Origin of the sequence: Streptomyces clavifer (genome assembly GCF_036345975.1) — a bacterium.
In the GTDB taxonomy this organism is placed as follows: domain Bacteria; phylum Actinomycetota; class Actinomycetes; order Streptomycetales; family Streptomycetaceae; genus Streptomyces; species Streptomyces clavifer.
Window position 1 is genome coordinate 2507747 of sequence record NZ_CP107793.1, and the last position, 18279, is coordinate 2526025.

At 71.0% G+C, this 18279-nt stretch carries 12 protein-coding genes; all 12 read right to left on the minus strand.

Annotated elements, in window-relative coordinates; genetic code table 11:
* Window positions 1-52 precede the first annotated feature (52 nt).
* Window positions 53-4297: an Rne/Rng family ribonuclease gene (locus OG927_RS10845; protein WP_330320061.1), complete on the minus strand. Its 4245-nt coding sequence runs from the start codon at window positions 4295-4297 to the stop codon at window positions 53-55.
* Between the two features lie 228 nt (window positions 4298-4525).
* Window positions 4526-5308, minus strand: coding sequence for a TIGR03936 family radical SAM-associated protein (locus OG927_RS10850; protein ID WP_056785524.1), 783 nt, complete (start codon window positions 5306-5308; stop codon window positions 4526-4528).
* A 383-nt stretch (window positions 5309-5691) separates the two neighbouring features.
* Window positions 5692-7617, minus strand: coding sequence for a TIGR03960 family B12-binding radical SAM protein (locus OG927_RS10855; RefSeq protein ID WP_056785528.1), 1926 nt, complete (start codon window positions 7615-7617; stop codon window positions 5692-5694).
* Between the two features lie 51 nt (window positions 7618-7668).
* Window positions 7669-9195, minus strand: coding sequence for a CYTH and CHAD domain-containing protein (locus tag OG927_RS10860; RefSeq protein ID WP_330320062.1), 1527 nt, complete (start codon window positions 9193-9195; stop codon window positions 7669-7671).
* Between the two features lie 49 nt (window positions 9196-9244).
* A complete protein-coding gene (rodA, locus tag OG927_RS10865; protein ID WP_056785536.1) occupies window positions 9245-10435 on the minus strand; it encodes a rod shape-determining protein RodA in 1191 nt (396 codons plus the stop codon).
* Window positions 10435-12612, minus strand: a complete 2178-nt coding sequence (gene mrdA / locus OG927_RS10870; RefSeq protein ID WP_056785540.1) for a penicillin-binding protein 2 — start codon at window positions 12610-12612, stop codon at window positions 10435-10437. Before mrdA ends, rodA begins: the two co-directional genes overlap by 1 nt.
* Before the next feature lie 37 nt (window positions 12613-12649).
* A complete protein-coding gene (mreD, locus tag OG927_RS10875; RefSeq protein ID WP_056785544.1) occupies window positions 12650-13309 on the minus strand; it encodes a rod shape-determining protein MreD in 660 nt (219 codons plus the stop codon).
* Window positions 13310-13320: 11 nt separating this feature from the next.
* Window positions 13321-14379, minus strand: coding sequence for a rod shape-determining protein MreC (mreC, locus tag OG927_RS10880; RefSeq protein ID WP_056785548.1), 1059 nt, complete (start codon window positions 14377-14379; stop codon window positions 13321-13323).
* Between the two features lie 97 nt (window positions 14380-14476).
* Window positions 14477-15496, minus strand: a complete 1020-nt coding sequence (locus OG927_RS10885; RefSeq protein WP_056785551.1) for a rod shape-determining protein — start codon at window positions 15494-15496, stop codon at window positions 14477-14479.
* A gap of 292 nt (window positions 15497-15788) precedes the next feature.
* Entirely contained in the window at window positions 15789-16202 is a 414-nt protein-coding gene (gene ndk / locus OG927_RS10890; protein ID WP_056785556.1) for a nucleoside-diphosphate kinase, read from the minus strand.
* 90 nt (window positions 16203-16292) lie between these two features.
* Window positions 16293-16655 carry a DUF4233 domain-containing protein gene (locus OG927_RS10895; protein ID WP_056785560.1) on the minus strand — a complete coding sequence of 121 codons (363 nt, stop codon included), beginning with the start codon at window positions 16653-16655 and terminating at the stop codon, window positions 16293-16295.
* 3 nt (window positions 16656-16658) lie between these two features.
* Window positions 16659-18182, minus strand: a complete 1524-nt coding sequence (folC, locus tag OG927_RS10900) for a bifunctional tetrahydrofolate synthase/dihydrofolate synthase (RefSeq protein WP_056785563.1) — start codon at window positions 18180-18182, stop codon at window positions 16659-16661.
* Window positions 18183-18279 lie beyond the last annotated feature (97 nt).

An 18279-nucleotide genomic window follows, 5' to 3' on the forward strand; every position in this document is an offset into this window, starting at 1 on the left:
CCGACAGCTTCGGAGCGGGACACGAATCGATGAACAACCGGTGACGAAAGGCTCAGCCGGTCGACGGCTCCGAAGCGTCGGCCGAAGCCGGAACCGTCACGGAAGGCGACGACTGCTCAGCCGCGACGGTCTTCTTCGCCGCTGCCTTCTTCGTGGTCGTCTTCTTCGCGGCGGTCTTCTTGGCGACCGTCTTGGCGGCGGTCTTCTTGGTGGCCGCCTTCTTCGCCGTGGCCTTCTTCGCGGTCTTGCGGGCCGCCGTCTTCTTGGCCGGTGCGTCCGCCGCCGTGGCCTCGCCGTCCGCCGGAGCGTCCGCCGATGCGCCGGGCGTGTCGGAGGCGGGGGCCGACTCGGTCGCGGGGGTGCCCGTGACCACGACGGTCTCCGTCTCGTCCGTGCCTGCCGGCGAACCCGCCGGAGCGGTGGCCTTGCGGGTCGCGCGGCGCCGGGCCCGCGGCGGTGCGGCCGGAGCCGGCTCCTCCGCCGCCGGGGCCGGAGCCTCGGCCGCGGGGGCCTCCACGACCGGGTCCTCGACCGCGACGGGCTCCGCCGCGGGCTCGGTCGGCCGGACCGGCGGTGTCACGTCGGCAGCCTTGGGCGAGCCCGCCGGGGCGGTCGCCTTACGGGTGGCCCTGCGGCGCGTGCGTGCCGGGGGTGCGGCCTCGGCCTCGGGCGCCTGCGTGGCGGCCGGGGTCTCGACGACCGGCTCCGGCTGCGGCTCCTCGGCGACCGGGGCGGGCTCGGCAACCGGCTCCGCCTCGGCGACCGGAGCGGACTCGGCGGCCGGAGCGGGTGCGGTAGCAGCTGCGGCGGCCTGCGGTGCGCCGGCCGGAGCCGTCACCTTGCGGGTCGCGCGCCGACGGCCACGGCCGCGCGTCGCGGCCGCCTCGGCCTCGGCAGCGCTGCTGTACAGCTCCTCGTCCACGGCGAACTCCGGCTCGGGCAGCGCGACCGGGGCGGCGGCCTCGGCAGCCACCTCGGCCTCGCTCTCCACGTGCTCGGCGTGCTCGTGGTCCTGGACGTGCTGCTCGTGCTCGTGCTCGTGGTCCTGGCCGGAGCCGCCGCGCCCGCGCTTCTTGGCACGCTTGCCGCCGCCACCACCGGTGGTCGTCGGCTGCTCCATGTGCACGATGACGCCGCGCCCGTTGCAGTGGACACAGGTCTCGGAGAAGGACTCCAGCAGACCCTGGCCCACCCTCTTCCGGGTCATCTGGACCAGACCCAGCGAGGTGACCTCGGCCACCTGGTGCTTCGTACGGTCCCGGCCCAGGCACTCCAGCAGTCGCCGCAGCACCAGATCCCGGTTGGACTCCAGCACCATGTCGATGAAGTCGACGACGACGATGCCGCCGAGGTCGCGCAGCCGGAGCTGGCGCACGATCTCCTCGGCCGCCTCCAGGTTGTTCTTGGTGACGGTCTCCTCGAGGTTGCCGCCCTGACCGGTGAACTTGCCGGTGTTGACGTCGACGACGACCATCGCCTCGGTCTTGTCGATCACCAGCGAGCCGCCACTGGGCAGGTAGACCTTCCGGTCCAGCGCCTTCATCAGCTGCTCGTCGATGCGGTACGTCGCGAAGACGTCGACCTCGGAGGTCCAGCGCGACAGACGGTCCGTGAGGTCCGGTGCCACGTGCGACACATAGCCGTAGATGGTCTCCCAGGCGTCGTCACCGCTGACGATGACCTTCGAGAAGTCCTCGTTGAAGATGTCGCGGACGACCCGGACGGTCATGTCCGGCTCGCCGTAGAGCAGCGTCGGCGCGTTGGAACTGCCGCTGTTCCTGGACTTCTTCTGGATCTCTTCCCACTGCTGCTGCAGCCGCTCGACGTCACGGCGCAGCTCGTCCTCGCTCGCGCCCTCGGCCGCGGTGCGCACGATGACGCCCGCGTCCTCGGGAACGATCTTCTTGAGGATGGTCTTCAGCCGGGCGCGCTCGGTGTCCGGGAGCTTGCGGCTGATGCCGGTCATCGAGCCCTCGGGCACGTAGACCAGGTACCGGCCGGGCAGCGAGACCTGGCTGGTCAGGCGGGCACCCTTGTGGCCGATCGGGTCCTTCGTCACCTGGACGAGGACCGACTGACCGGACTTCAGCGCGGTCTCGATGCGGCGCGGCCCGTGGGCCATGCCGAGCGCCTCGAAGTTCACCTCACCGGCGTACAGGACGGCGTTGCGGCCCTTGCCGATGTCGACGAAGGCGGCCTCCATGGACGGCAGTACGTTCTGCACCTTGCCCAGGTAGACGTTGCCGACGTAGCTGGTGGCCTGCTCCTTGTTGACGTAGTGCTCGACGAGCACGTTGTCCTCGAGGACGCCGATCTGGGTGCGCTCGCCGCTCTGGCGGACGACCATGACCCGCTCCACGGCCTCGCGGCGCGCCAGGAACTCGGCCTCGGTGATGATCGGGACGCGGCGGCGGCCCTGCTCGCGGCCTTCGCGGCGGCGCTGCTTCTTGGCCTCCATCCGGGTCGAGCCCTTGATGGACTGGACCTCGTCGAAGCCGGTTCCGGGCTCGCGCTCGGCCTCCTTGCGCCGCGGCTCGCGCACCTTGACGACCGTACGCTCCGGGTCGTCGGTGCCGGTGGCCGCTTCCTCGCCGGAGGCGTCCCCGCTGCGACGCCGACGGCGGCGACGGCGACGGCTGCTGCTGGAACCCGAGGCGGACTCGTGGTCGTCCTCGTCCTCGTCGTCCTGGGCCTGCTCACCCTCGGAGTGGTCCTCGGAGGCGTCGTCGTGCTGCTCCACGTCGTCCGCGTCGTTGGTCTCACCGCGACGGCGGCGACGGCCACCGCGACGGCGCCGGCGGGAGGGCCGGTCCCCGTACTCGTCGGTGTCGTCGCCCTCGTGCTCGGCGTCCGTCCCGGTCTCCGCCTCCGCGTCGTGCTCGTCCTCGACGGGCTGCTCGACGGGGAGCGTGACGGGCGTCGCGGCCGGCTCGGTCTCGACTGCCTCGCCACGGCGGCGACGGCGACGGCGCGAACCGCCCTGCGGTGCCTCTGCGGCCTCCGCGGGTGCCTCGGTTTCGGCGACGGGCTCGGTCTCGGGCTCGGGCTCGGGCTCGGCGGCCTGCTTGCGCACGGCCCTGCGCGGTGCCCGCTCGGGAGCCTTCGGCTCCTCGAACTCGTCGTTCTCCTCGTGCTGCGGACCGGACGCGGCGGCAGCGGCGGCCGCCGCGGTCTCGGGGGTCTGGAACATCGGCTCGGCGAAGACCGGCGCCTGGAAGACGGCCACGGCGGGACGCGCCGCGCGGCGGCCCTTGCGGACCGGCTCCTCGACCTTGCCGGTGAACTCCGGCCTGCCTGCGGCGGCGGTGGCACGGCGGCGCTGGCGACCGCGCGGCGCGGCCTCCTCGACCTCTTCGGTCTCGGCGGCCAGTTCCTCGGCCACGGCGGCGGGGAGGTTCTCGCCGGTCTCGGCGGCCTCCTGCTCGGCGATCTCCTCGACGGGCTGCGGGGCGCCCGCCGGAGCGGTCGCCTTGCGGGTGGCACGACGACGGCCGCGGGGCGCTTCGGCGGCAGGCACCTCGGCCGCGGGCGCCTCTTCGGCCGGTGCGGCGGGCTCGGGTGCGGTCGTGGGCTCGGCCACGGACTCGGACCGCTCGGCCTGCGGCGCACCGGCCGGAGCCGAGGCACGGCGGCGTGCGCGGCCACGCGGGGCGGCGGCGGGCTCGACGGCTTCCGCGGTGACGGGGGCCTGCGCGGTCACGGGTGCGTCCACGGGCTCGGCGGCCTCGGCGGCCACCACCGGCTGCGGGGCGCCCGCCGGGGCGGTCGCCTTGCGGGTGGCACGACGGCGCGCACGGGTCGGCGGAGCGGCCTCGACGGTCTCGGCGGGCGCCTCGGCGGCCTCCACCGTCTCGTCCGGCACCTCGGCGACCGGTTCGGCCTCGGTCTCGGCGGCCTGCGGTGCACCGGCCGGAGCCGTCGCCTTACGGACGGCACGACGGCGCGCACGGGCCGGCGGAGCCGCCTCGACGGTCTCGGCGGGCGCCTCGGCGCTCTCGGCCACGGGCTCGGCGACCGGTTCGGCCGCCGCCTCGGCGGCCTGCGGCGCACCGGCCGGAGCCGTCGCCTTACGGACGGCACGACGGCGCGCACGGGCCGGCGGAGCCGCCTCGACGGCCTCGGCGGGCGCCTCGGCGCTCTCGACGGGTACGGACTGCGCGGTCTCTGCTGCGGTGGCCTCGCCGGGCGGGCCGGCGGGGCGGGAAGCCGCGCGGCGCCTGCGGCGCGGCGGCAGCTTGTCCCCAGGGGTGTTGTCGTCGGTGTTTCCGGCGGTACCGGATTCGATCGGCTCAAGCATGCGGGCGGTTCTCCCGTCACGCTCCCGGGCGCCGCGCCTGATTCCGGTCCGGCACGGTTCGCTCTGTGTGCGATACCGCCGTCCGGGGCGCGGGCGCCGCACGGGAGCTGATGTCTGGCTCGCCGGTTCCGTACGCGCTTACGCACGGCCTGGCGAAAGTCTTATGGGGCGGTGCGCGGCCCGACCCAGGTGGCTCCCGAGTCCGAGGGCTGCGCTACGACGACCGCCTTACGCGGTGCCTGCACCTTCCGGCGCCGTCGCGACGGCGGGCCGGTCGTCCGTGGAAAGAACGGCCGGGGCCGCGTCGCGGTCGGGCGCGAGCGGGTCGGTCACCGTGCCGGACTCCTCGTCGAAGAGCCCCTGCGCCAGCCTGGTCACCGCTGCGGGGACCGGCGGCGCCAGGTCGGCCACAGCTCGGAGACCGGACAGGACGTCGTCGGGTCGCACGGCAGGTGTCACGTGCCGAACAACCAGGCGCAGTATCGCACAGGGCCTGTCCCCGGACCTATCGGACTGTGGATCAAGGGCCTGAAGATCGACGACGGCCGCCCGGGAGTCGAAGCTCCGCATCCCGTTCTTCGCACGGCGCTGGACCTCGACGGTCTCGGCGGCCAGGAAGGCGGCTACGGCCTTTTCGGCCTCCTCCACGGCGACTCCGTCCAGCCGCATCTCCCATACGGAGGCGGTCAGCCGGTCGGCGAGGCCCGAGGTGCGGGCCTCCACCGCGTCGATGATGTCGAGGCCGTCCGGCATCGAGGCGTCGAGCAGTTCGCGCAGCGTTCCCGGGTCCCGCGCCTCGCTGAGGGCGATCTCCAGGTACTCGGCCTCACTGCCCGTGCCGGTGGGGGCGGCGTTGGCGTACGACACCTTCGGATGCGGGGTGAAGCCGGCCGAGTAGGCCATCGGTACTTCGGAGCGGCGCAGCGCCCGTTCGAAGGCGCGCTGGAAGTCTCTGTGACTGGTGAACCGGAGGCGGCCCCGCTTGGTGTAGCGCAGTCGGATGCGCTGCACCGCCGGTGCGGGCGGCGGGCCTTCGGGCTGTCGCTTGCCCAGTGGTTCTTCTCCTCGGTGCGGGGCGGACGCGGTGGCGTACCGCCCACGAAGTACAGGGTGCCCCGGGGTGCCGCTCCGGTTCACCCCCGCCCGGCGTTTACCGACGAGTGGGGAGATCTCGGGCGCGGGCGCCGCGCTGGGACAGTCGTTGTCCTACCCAGGGTACGCGCAGCGGACCCTCCGAGTTCCCGCGCGTCTGCGACCTGCGGCGTTCCCACCCGGCGCACTCCATGCGCTCCGGCGCGCCGTGCGCACGGCGCGTGCGGGCCGCGGGCCGACACGAACGCCCGGCCCGTGGATCCACGGGCCGGGCGTTCGTGTCGGGGCTGTCACCCGGGGGCCTACTTCACGACCGTCAACGGCAGGAGCTTCTTGCCGGTCGGGCCGATCTGGATGTCCAGGTCGAGCTGCGGGCACACGCCGCAGTCGAAGCAGGGGGTCCAGCGGCAGTCCTCGACCTCGGTCTCGTCGAGCGAGTCCTGCCAGTCGTCCCAGAGCCACTCCTTGTCGAGGCCGGAGTCCAGGTGGTCCCAGGGCAGGACCTCCTCGTACGTCCGCTCCCGGGTGGTGTACCAGTCGACGTCCACGCCGAACCCGGGCAGCGTCTTCTCGGCGCTCTTCATCCACAGGTCGTAGCTGAAGTGCTCGCGCCAGCCGTCGAAGCGGCCGCCGGCCTCGTACACCGCGCGGATGACGGAGCCGACCCGGCGGTCGCCGCGGGAGAGCAGGCCCTCGACGATGCCGGGCTTGCCGTCGTGGTAGCGGAAGCCGATGGACCGGCCGTACTTCTTGTCCCCGCGGATCTTGTCGCGGAGCTTGGCGAGCCGGGCGTCGGTCTCCTCGACGCCGAGCTGCGGGGCCCACTGGAACGGCGTGTGCGGCTTGGGCACGAAGCCGCCGATGGAGACGGTGCAGCGGATGTCGTTCTGGCCGGACACCTCGCGGCCCTTGGCGATCACGTTGACCGCCATGTCGCCGATCTGGAGGACGTCCTCGTCGGTCTCGGTGGGCAGGCCGCACATGAAGTACAGCTTCACCTGGCGCCAGCCGTTGCCGTACGCGGTGGAGACCGTGCGGATCAGGTCCTCCTCCGAGACCATCTTGTTGATGACCTTGCGCATGCGCTCGGAGCCGCCCTCGGGGGCGAAGGTGAGACCGGACCTGCGGCCGTTGCGGGTCAGCTCGTTGGCCAGGTCGACGTTGAACGCGTCGACACGGGTGGAGGGCAGCGAGAGGCCGATCTTGTCCTCGGTGTACCGGTCCGCGAGGCCCTTGGCGATGTCGCCGATCTCGGAGTGGTCCGCGGAGGAGAGCGAGAGGAGACCGACCTCCTCGAAACCGGTGGCCTTGAGGCCCTTCTCCACCATCTCGCCGATGCCGGTGATGCTTCGCTCCCGCACGGGACGCGTGATCATGCCGGCCTGGCAGAAACGGCAGCCGCGGGTGCAGCCGCGGAAGATCTCGACGGACATCCGCTCGTGGACGGTCTCGGCGAGGGGCACGAGGGGCTGCTTCGGGTACGGCCATTCGTCGAGGTCCATGACGGTGTGCTTGGACACCCGCCACGGCACGCCCGACTTCTTCGGCACGACACGTCCGATGCGGCCGTCCGGCAGGTACTCGACGTCGTAGAAGCCCGGGACGTAGACCCCGCCCGTCTTCGCCAGCCGGAAGAGCACCTCTTCGCGGCCACCGGGCCGGCCCTCCGCCTTCCAGGCACGGACGATCTCGGTGATCTCCAGGACGGCCTGCTCACCGTCGCCGATGACCGCACAGTCGATGAAGTCCGCGATCGGCTCGGGGTTGAAGGCGGCATGGCCGCCCGCGAGCACGATCGGGTGGTCGACGGTGCGGTCCTTGGACTCGAGCGGGATCCCCGCGAGGTCCAGGGCGGTGAGCATGTTGGTGTAGCCCAGCTCGGTGGAGAAGCTCAGCCCGAACACGTCGAACGCGCCGACGGGGCGGTGGCTGTCCACGGTGAACTGGGGCACCTCGTGCTCGCGCATCAGCTCTTCGAGGTCCGGCCACACGCTGTACGTGCGCTCGGCGAGAACGCCTTCGCGCTCGTTGAGCACCTCGTAAAGGATCATGACGCCCTGGTTGGGGAGTCCGACCTCGTAGGCGTCCGGGTACATGAGTGCCCAGCGGACGTCGCATTCGTCCCACGGCTTGACGGTGGAGTTCAGCTCACCGCCGACGTACTGGATGGGCTTCTGCACATGCGGGAGCAGAGCTTCGAGCTGTGGGAAGACCGACTCGGCAGACATCTGGGGACCTATCTGAGCTGGCAGGGGTGACCATCCAGCGTACCCCGGTGCTCAGTCCTTCAGTGCCGCGCGCAGTCCCGGCTCCGACGCCCGCGCCCAGATCCCGGGCAGCTCGCGCTCCCGGTCGGCCGCCGCGGCTTCCTCCTGCCCGTAGAGCAGACCCCAGGTGAAGGCGGACTCCCCCGCCCCGTGGGCCCGGGCGGCCAGGGTGCGGAGCGCGTCGCGGGCGACGACGCTGTCCTGGTGGTCGCCGAGGATCTTCTGGACGGCCTTGACGCGCTTGGCGAACGTCCTGGCCGGCCTGCCCAGCGCGGGCCGGGCGGCCTCTGCCGCGTACCGCGTCCGCTTGGCGGCCTTGCGGGCCTCGTGCAGGGCGAGGTCGCGGCCCTCGCCCGGGGGCTGTTCCAGGGCGCGGGCGACCCGGGTGGCCAGGCGTGCGTAGTCCCTGGTCACGGCACGGGGCAGGACCTCGGCAGGCTTCCGGGCGGCGCGGGACCGGAGAGGGGGGTCGGCGAGGAGTGCGTTGAGGGACTCCAGGAGGTCCAGGTAACGCTTCCCGTCGAGCACGGAGACGACCCGGCGCCGCGACCCGGCGCGCCGCACGGTGGACGAGACGGTCAGCCGTGCGCTCACGGGGCCGAGGACCAGCGTGCCGGGCAGGGCGTCGATCCGGGCGCGCAGCCTCTCGTCCAGCACCTCCTGGTCACGGTCGACTCCGAGCTCGGCGGCGAGCCACTTCAGCTCGGCGCCGATCGGATCGGTGACGGTGCGGTCGAGGACCTTGCGGTACGTCTTGAAGGCACTGCGCAGCCGGCGGGTGGCGACCCGCATGCGGTGCACGGAATCGGGCAGACCGCGGCGCACGGCGGGGTCGAGGTCGATGACCGTCGCGATCTGGTGGCGGACGTAGGCGAGCACGTGGTCGCCCGCGGTGCGCGGGGAAGCCGGCTCCTTCGTCCGCCGCGGCTTCTCCGGGGCGGTCTCGGCCAGGGCTCTGGCCAGCTTGGAGGGCGAGGCCGCGGGCCGGACGCCGGCCTTGCGCAGCCGGCGTTCGACGGCGTCGAGCACGGCGGGGTCCCGGTCGTCGGCCAGTTCGACCTCGATCTCGGTCCAGGCCGCGGTGGAACCGCGGCCGTCCTCGGTGAGCCGTTCGGCGTGGACCTCGTCGGTGCTCAGCTCGGCGAGCAGGACGCCCTTGCCGTCGAGGAGGTGACAGACGTCCCGGGCGGAACGCAGCCGCATCACGGGTGCCACCTCCGCGTCCCGCACCCGGGAGCGGATCAGCCCGGCCAGATCGTCCGGCAGCGTGTCGGCGAGCGGGGCGCGGATCTCGTCGCGGATGCCGGTGGAGACGGGGAACTTGAGGTGCCATCCGGCGTCGTCGCCGCCGGTTCTGCGCCGGAGCGTGAGGGATCCGGCGGCCAGCCGGAGGTCCGCGGTGTCGTAGTAGACCGCGTCCAGCTCGGTGAGGCCGCGGTGCTCGACCGCCGAGACCCCGGCTGCGCGGGTCAGGTCGGGCAGCCGGGTTTCGGGAGTCGCTTCGTACTTGCGCTCGATCTCACGCTTCGAGTCCGCCATATGACGAATCTATCCGCGATGGGCGCGATCATGCGGCCGGTCGCCGTGCTCAGGCGGTTATCGGCCGTTGCACCCGGATCGACTGCAGGAGTCCGATGGCCACCCACACGGCGAACATCGACGATCCCCCGTACGACACGAAGGGCAGCGGGAGGCCTGCCACCGGCATGATGCCGAGCGTCATCCCGATGTTCTCGAAGGACTGGAACGCGAACCAGGCGATGATCCCGGCGGCCACGACCGTCCCGTAGAGCTCCGTCGTCTCGCGGGCGATCCGGCAGGCGCGCCACAGGACGACCCCGAGCAGGACGATGATCAGCCCGGCGCCGAGGAAGCCGAGCTCCTCACCGGCGACGGTGAAGACGAAGTCCGTCTGCTGCTCGGGCACGAACTGGCCGGTGGTCTGGGAGCCCTCGAAGAGTCCCGTCCCGGTGAGTCCGCCGGAGCCGATCGCGATACGGGCCTGGTTGGTGTTGTAGCCGACGCCCGCCGGGTCCAGCGCCGGGTTGGCGAAGGCGGCGAAGCGGGCGATCTGGTAGTCGTCGAGCAGCCCGAGCTGCCAGATGGCGACGGCCCCCGTCGTGCCCGCCCCCAGCAGTCCGAAGACCCAGCGGTTGGACGCACCGGAGGCCAGGAGCACGCCGAGCACGATGACGGCCATGACCATGACGGAGCCGAGGTCGGGCATCAGCATGACGACCGCCATCGGCACGATCGCCAGGCCGAGCGCCTTGGCGACGGTCCGGTGGTCCGGGTGCAGCTGGTCGCCCGCGTCGACGCGGGCGGCGAGCAGCATCGCCATGCCCAGGATGATCGTGATCTTGGTGAACTCGGAGGGCTGGAGGGAGAAGCCGCCGCCGATGATGATCCAGGCGTGCGCCCCGTTGACGGTGGCGCCGAGCGGCGTGAGCACCGCCAGGACGAGCAGGACCGAGAGGCCGTACAGGACCGGGACCGCTCCCCGCAGGGTGCGGTGCCCGAGCCAGATGGTGCCGATCATCAGCGCGAGGCCGATGCCGGTGTTGAGTGCGTGCCGGAACAGGAAGTAGTACGGGTCGCCGTGGGTGAGCGAGTCACGGCCGCGGGTCGCCGACCAGACCAGGAGCGAGCCGATGAAGGACAGGGCGAGCGCCGAGCCGAGCAGCGGCCAGTCGAGCCGCCGCACGACGGAGTCGCGGGCGGTGAGCTTGGCCCACGAGGAGCGTTCGGGGGCGTAGCGCGAGACGGAGAAGCCTGCCATCAGTCCCGCCTCCCCGGGGCTCCGGCGAGGGCGGCCGCGAGGGCCTGGGTGCCGTCCTGGGCCGGGGGCTCGGGGGTGTACGGCTTGATCCTCGGGGACTCGATCGAGCCGTCCTGCTGGATCTTGGGCAGGGTCTTCTGGGGCGTGGGCAGCAGGGCCTTCGACAGGTCCTGCTTGCCGGCGGCGTCGAGCCCGTAGAGCGCGTTGTAGATGTTGCGCACGGCGGGGCCCGAGGCTCCGGAGCCCGTACCGCCCTGGGCGATCGTCATGACGATCGAGTAGTCCTTCGTGTACGTGGCGAACCAGGAGGTCGTCTGCTTGCCGTAGACCTCGGCCGTTCCCGTCTTGGCGTGCATCGGGATCTTGTCCTGGGGCCAACCGCCGAATCGCCAGGCGGCGCTGCCCCGGGTCGCGACTCCCGCGAGGGCTTCGTCTATCTCGTCGCGGGTGTCTCCCTTGAAGGGGAGCTTGCCGTGTGCCCGGGGCTTGATCTCCTGGACGGTCCGGCCGTCGCCGCTGATGACCGCCTTGCCGACGGTCGGGTCGTAGAGCGTGCCGCCGTTGGAGATCGCGGCGTAGATGGTCGCCATCTGGATCGGGGTGACGAGCGTGTCGCCCTGGCCGATCGAGTAGTTGACGGAGTCACCGGCGCGCATCTTGTAGCCCTCGAGGCAGCCTTCGTACGCGATCATCTCGACGTACGTTCCGTCCTTCTTGCCCTGCTTGCACCACGCGGTCTTGTTGGCGTCGTAGAAGTCCTGCTTCCACTGACGGTCGGGGACGCGGCCGGGGACCTCGTTGGGGAGGTCGATGCCGGTCTCCTTGCCGAGGCCGAACTGGTGGGCGGTCTTGTAGAACCAGTCGTTGGCCTTCTTCTTCGGGACGTTGCCGCCGTCCCGCTGCCACTCCTTGTGCGCCAGGCCGTAGTAGACGGTGTCGCAGGAGACCTCGAGCGCACGGCCGATGCTGATGCTGCCGTAGCCCTGGGACTCGAAGTTCTTGAAGGTCTGGCCGCCGATGGAGTACGAGCTGGGGCAGGGGTAGTTGCCGTCGAACGGGTATCCGGCGTTGACCGCGGCGGTCGAGGAGACCACCTTGAAGATGGACCCGGGTGCGGCGGTGCCCTGGATGGCGCGGTTCAGCAGCGGGAAGTTCGACTTCTTGCCGGTGAGCTTCGCGTAGTCCTTGCCGGAGATCCCGCCGACCCAGGCGTTGGGGTCGTACGTCGGCAGGGACGCCATCGAGACGATGCGGCCGGTCTTGGTCTCCATCACGACGACGGCGCCGGAGTCGGCCTTGTACAGCTCGTTGGTGTTGCGGTCCATCTCCTTGCGGGCCGTCTCCATCGCCTTGTTGAGCTCGTACTCGGCGACGGCCTGGACGCGTGCGTCGATGGAGGTGACGACGCTGGCGCCGGGCTCGGCCTCGTCGTTCTCCGCCTGCCCGATGACACGGCCGAGGTTGTCGACCTCGTAGCGGGTGACGCCGGCCTTGCCCCGCAGCTCCTTGTCGTACGTGCGTTCCAGGCCGGAGCGGCCGACCTGGTCGGAGCGGAGGTAGGGCGAATCGGTGTCCTGTGCCTTCGTCAGCTCGTCGTCGGTGACGGGCGAGAGGTAACCGAGCACCTGGGCGGTGTTGGCCTTCCCGGGCGCGGCGTAGCGGCGCACGGCGGTGGGCTCGGCGGTGATGCCGGGGAAGTCCTCGGCACGCTCACGGATCTGCAGTGCCTGCTGGGTGGTGGCCTCGTCCGTGACCGGGATCGGCTGGTAGGGCGAGCCGTTCCAGCACGGCTGCGGGGTCTTGGAGTCGCAGAGCCGGACCTTGTCCAGGACGTCCTTGGGCTTCATGTCCAGGACGCCGGCGAGCCGGGTGAGGACGCCGACGCCGTCGTCCTTCATCTTCATCAGCTCGGTGCGGCTGGCGGAGACGACGAGGCGGGTCTCGTTGTCGGCGAGGGGCACGCCGCGCGCGTCGAGGATGGCGCCGCGGACCGCGGGCTGCACGACCTGCTGGACGTGGTTGTTCTTGGCTTCGTCGGTGTACTCCTGGCCGTTGCGGATCTGGAGGTACCAGAGCCGGCCGCCGAGCGTCAGGAGCAGGGAGAAGACGAGGACCTGGATGACGACGAGGCGGATCTGGACCCGCTGGGTCCGGCCCGTCTCGGGAATGTTGCTCACGGGGCGCCCCCGGTGGTGTTCCGGTGCTGGTCCAGCCTCACAGTCGCTTGACCCCCTTGATCCTTCCTGCGCGTGCGGCACGGTTGCGGGCCGCCTTGACGCGGAGCCCGCCCCGCTGGCTGCCGATCCGCAGCCCGGTCCCCGAGGCCAGCCAGCCCGCGGCGACATCGCCGCCGGAGCTCTCGGCGATCGGGTCGTTCTCGGTACGTCTGGCGAGCGCCATGATCAGCGGGACGGTGAACGGCGCGAGGAGCAGGTCGTACACCAGTGCGGTGAACAGCAGGCTGCCCAGGCCCACATGGCGGGCGGCCGTGTCCCCGACGAGGGCGCCGACTCCCGCGTACAGCAGGGTCGATCCGACCGCCGCGGCGACGACGACGGCCATCGGGGCGAAGGCCGACTTGAGCTGGCCGTTCTCGGGACGCGCCAGCCCGGCGAGGTAGCCGATGACGCAGAGCACGAGGGCGTAGCGCCCCGCGGCGTGGTCGGCGGGCGGCGCCAGGTCCGCGAGGAGACCCGCGCCGAAGCCGATGAGCGCACCGCTGACGTGCCCGTACACGAAGGCGAGTCCGAGGACGACGAGGAGGAGCAGGTCCGGGGTGGCGCCGGGGAGCTGGAGGCGGGCGAGTACGGAGACCTGGACGACGAGGGCGACCACGACCAGGGTGACGGAGAGCAGCGTCCGGTTGAAGCGCATGGGGATCAGCTCTATTCCTGCTCGTTCGCCGCGTCACCGGCGTCGGTGTCGGTAGTGCCGTCCGCGCCGGCGTCGGTGTTCCCGGAGGCGTCCGTGCCGGGCTTCTCGTTGATGTTCCCGACGACCTTGCCGCTGCCGTCGACGAGGTCGCCGTTGGGCTGGACGGTGACCGTGACGGTCGGGGTGGGCTTGGGCTTCTCCGGCTTCCTGGGCTGCTTCGGCAGCACCATGTCGCGGGGATCCTCACGGGGCGCCTGGACGACGATGCCGACGATGTCGAGCTTGGTGAAGCCGACGAACGGGCGGATGTAGACGGTCCGGGTCAGGTCGCCGCCGGACGGGTCGACCCGTACGACCTCGCCCACCGGAACCCCGGGGACGAACGGCTTGTCCTTGCTCGATCCGAAGGTGACGAGCCGGTCGCCCTTCTTCACCTTGGCCTTGCCGTTGAGGAACTGGACCGACAGCGGGCGGGAACCCTGTCCGGTGGCGAAGCCGAGCTCGTCGGTCTTCTCCATGCGGGTGCCGACGGTGAAGTCGGGGTCGTTGGCGAGCAGGACGGTCGCGGTCTCGGGGCCGACGGTGGTCACCCGGCCGACGAGTCCTTCCCCGTTCAGCACGGTCATGTCGCGGCGGAGGCCGTCGTTCGCCCCCGCGTCGATCGTGATCGTCCAGGAGAAGCCCTGGGCCGCTCCTATGGCGATGACCTCGGCGGCCTTGATGCCGTACTGGCCGGCGCCCGCGCTCTTGAGCATGGTGTCGAGCTGGCGGACCTTGCTGCTGTTGCGGTCGTCGCTGCCGAGTCTCGTCTTGAGCGCGGCGTTCTCGTGCTCCAGGGCCGCGATCCGGTCGTGCCGGTCGTCGGAGTCCCGTACGGCGCCGATGGCGTTGCCCACCGGATCCACCGCCGCTGCGACGCCGTTCTCGACCGGTCCGAAGACCGTGGCGGCGGCCTGCCGGGCGCCGTCCACCGGCGACTCCTCGCCACCGCGGATGTCCACCGTGATCAAAGCGAACGCGGTGGCGACCAGCAGCACCAGGAGCAGCCGGCTCTCTCGTGTGTCCCTCACGTGCGGCGGCCGTGCCTTCCTCGTCGGAATATTCGTGTCTGTATATCAACGTTCCGCCGTACGGGGCGGCAGTGCCCGTACGGCGGAACGGCGGGTTCTACCGTCGGGGCTGGGCGTCCAGCACCTGCTGGAGAGCCTCGAACTCCTCGACGCACTTGCCGGATCCGAGCGCCACCGAGTCCAGCGGGTCCTCGGCGATGTGGATGGGCATGCCCGTCTCGTGGCGCAGCCGCTCGTCGAGTCCGCGCAGGAGGGCGCCGCCGCCCGTGAGGACGATGCCGCGGTCCATGATGTCGCCCGAGAGCTCCGGCGGGCACTTGTCGAGCGTCGTCTTCACGGCGTCGACGATCGCGTTGACCGGCTCCTCGATGGCCTTGCGGACCTCGGCGGCCGAGATGACCACGGTCTTGGGCAGTCCGGAGACCAGGTCGCGTCCGCGGATCTCGGTGTGCTCGTCCTTCTTGAGGTCGAAGGCCGAGCCGATCGTGATCTTGATCTGTTCGGCGCTTCGCTCACCGAGGAGGAGCGAGTACTCCTTCTTGATGTGCTGGATGATCGCGTTGTCCAGCTCGTCGCCGGCGACCCGGATCGACTGGGCGGTGACGATCCCGCCGAGCGAGATCACGGCGACCTCGGTGGTGCCGCCACCGATGTCGACGACCATGTTGCCGGTGGCCTCGTGGACCGGCAGGCCGGAGCCGATGGCCGCGGCCATGGGCTCCTCGATGATGTGCACCTGGCGCGCGCCGGCCTGCGTGGACGCCTCGATGACGGCGCGTCGCTCGACCCCTGTGATACCGGAGGGGACACAGACGACGACCCGCGGGCGGGCCAGGTAGCGGCGCTTGTGGATCTTGAGGATGAAGTAGCGGAGCATGCGCTCCGTGATCTCGAAGTCGGCGATCACGCCGTCCTTGAGGGGCCGTACGGCAACGATGTTGCCCGGCGTACGGCCGATCATCTTCTTGGCCTCGGAGCCGACCGCCAGGATGCCGCCGGTGTTGGTGTTGATGGCCACGACGGACGGCTCGTTCAGAACGATGCCGCGCCCCCTGACGTACACCAGCGTGTTGGCAGTCCCGAGGTCGATAGCCATGTCACGGCCGATGAACGACATTGAGTTCCCCTTGTTCCCCATGAGGATGCGTCGGGCCTTCCCAGGAAGCGGAAAATGGCTTGTTCCAGGTAGGCGAGGTTGGCGCTGCGGGCGTGGAAGCTTCCATCGTAGTGCCGTATGCACGGACACAGCGCGAGGGTCCTTCGCCATTGTGGACGGAACGGCTGCCCGTTCCACCCATGGTGACGTTACGTCGGGAGGATGCGTTCCCGCGATCCCTGACCCTATGCCGAAGGGCGACCGAATTACTTCGGTCGCCCCAGGTCATGAGCGCTGATTGGCCGAGCCGAAGTCAGGAAAGTCCGGGAAAGAAAAGCTTGATTTCTCGCCCTGCGGACTCCTCGGAGTCCGAGGCGTGGATCAGGTTCTCCCGGGTGACCGTACCGAAGTCACCACGGATCGAGCCGGGCGCGGCGGCGATCGGGTCGGTCGGGCCGGCCAGGGCGCGGACGCCCTCGATGACCCGCTCGCCCTCGGCCACGAGGGCGACGACGGGGCCGGACGCCATGAACTCCACGAGGGGCTCGTAGAACGGGCGGCCCTTGTGCTCGCCGTAGTGCTGCTCCAGGGTCTCCTGGTCGAGCGTGCGCAGCTCCAGCGCGGTGATCGTCCAACCGGCCTTGCGTTCGATGCGGCCGACGATCTCGCCGATCAGCCCACGCCTGACGGCGTCCGGCTTGAGAAGGACGAGGGTGCGCTGAGTCATGTGCGGCTCCTTGCAGACTTGCGGGTGCGGTGAGGTGAGATTACAGGTGCAGGCGTACGACCCAGCGGCCGGGTTTACGCTGCGTCATCCTCAGGCCGGAGCCTCTGTGCTCTCCTGCGTCTCGGCCTGTGCCGCCCACCGGGCCTTCGCCTCGTCGATCTGGCGGCCGTAGTGCACCGAGGCCCACCACAGGGCGCTGAAGATCACGCCGAGGATGAACATCATCGGGACGAAGAAGCCGCTCAGCACGAGCGCGATCTGGAACGCCCAGCCGAGCTGCACACCGCCGGGCCGGGTGATCACACCGCAGAGCAGGACGGAGAGCAGCATGCCGATGCCGCACACCGTCCAGACCGTGGTCATGGACAGGTCGTCGGACTTCATCGCGACGAGTCCGGCGAAGCCGATCACGAAGAATTCACCGATAAGTGTCGATGCGCAGAGCGTACGCACAGGTCAGTGCCTTCCCAGGAGCAGCCGGGCCTCGCCGACCGTGATCACGGATCCGGTCACCAGCACACCGGCGCCCGCGTACTCGGCCTCTTCCTCGGCGAGGGTGATGGCCGCCTCCAGCGCGTCGTCGAGGCGCGGCTCGACCTGCACGCGGTCGTTGCCGAAGACCTCGACGGCCACCGCGGCCAGCTCGTCCGCGTCCATCGAGCGGGCACTGGAATTCTGGGTGACGACGATCTCGGCGAAGATCGGCTCGAACGCTTCCAGCAGCCCTCGGACGTCCTTGCCCTCGCTGGCGCCGACGACCCCGATGAGCCGGGAGAAGCTGAACGCCTCGGAGATGCCGTCGGAGGCGGCGCGGGCACCGGCCGGGTTGTGGGCCGCGTCCAGCACGACGGTCGGACTGGACCGCACGACTTCGAGTCGGCCGGGCGAGAGCACCGCGAGGAAGGCCTTGCGGACGGCCTCGATGTCGAGGCTGCGGGCCTGCTCGGCGCCGATGCCGAAGAACGCCTCGACGGCGGAGAGCGCCACTGCGGCGTTGTGCGCCTGATGGGCGCCGTACAGCGGGAGGAAGATGTTGTCGTACTCGCCGCCGAGGCCGCGCAGCGTCAGCAGCTGACCGCCGACCGCGACCTCGCGGGAGACCACGCCGAACTCCATGCCCTCGCGGGCCACCGTGGCGTCGACCTCGACGGCCTTCTTCAGCATGACCTGCGCGGCGTCGACCGGCTGCTGGGCCAGTATCACCGTCGCGCCCTGCTTGATCACTCCGGACTTCTCGCCCGCGATCTCGGCGGGGGTGGAGCCGAGGCGGTCGGTGTGGTCCAGCGAGATGGGGGTGACGACGGCGACCGAGGCGTCGATGACGTTGGTCGCGTCCCAGGTGCCGCCCATGCCGACCTCGACGACCGCGACGTCGACCGGCGCGTCGGCGAAGGCCGCGTACGCCATGCCCGTCAGCACCTCGAAGAACGAGAGCCGGTAGGGCTGCTGCGCGTCGACCATCTCGACGTACGGCTTGATGTCGTTGTACGTCTCGACGAAGCGCTCGGCCTCGATCGGGGCGCCGTCCAGGCTGATCCGCTCGGTGATCGACTGGACGTGCGGGGAGGTGTAGCGGCCGGTGCGCAGCTCGAAGGCGTTGAGCAGGGCCTCGATCATGCGGGCCGTGCTGGTCTTGCCGTTGGTCCCCGTGATGTGGATCGAGGGGTAGGCGCGCTGCGGCTCGCCGAGCACGTCCATCAGCGCCGCGATGCGGGTCACCGAGGGTTCGAGCTTGGTCTCGCCCCAGCGGCCGGCGAGCTCCTGCTCCACGGTGCGGAGCGCCTGGTCGGTCTCGGGGTCGGTGGGGCGGGCGGGGACCGCGTCGCCCTGGGGCGGTCCCGACTGGGTGCGCAGCGTGCGGCTCCCGGCCTCGATCACCGCCAGGTCGGGGTCGCGCTGGGTCGCTTCGCCGACGATCTCCTCGAAGGTGTCGTCGGACTCTGACGCGTCGTGCCGGTCTGAAGGGCGGGGCTCACTCACAGGGCCAGTCTACGGATGGGCGCCGACATCGCGCGCAGCGCCCGGTACGGCGCTTCCCCGGGGGACGGCGAAACCCCCGCGCCCCCGGTCGGTCGGG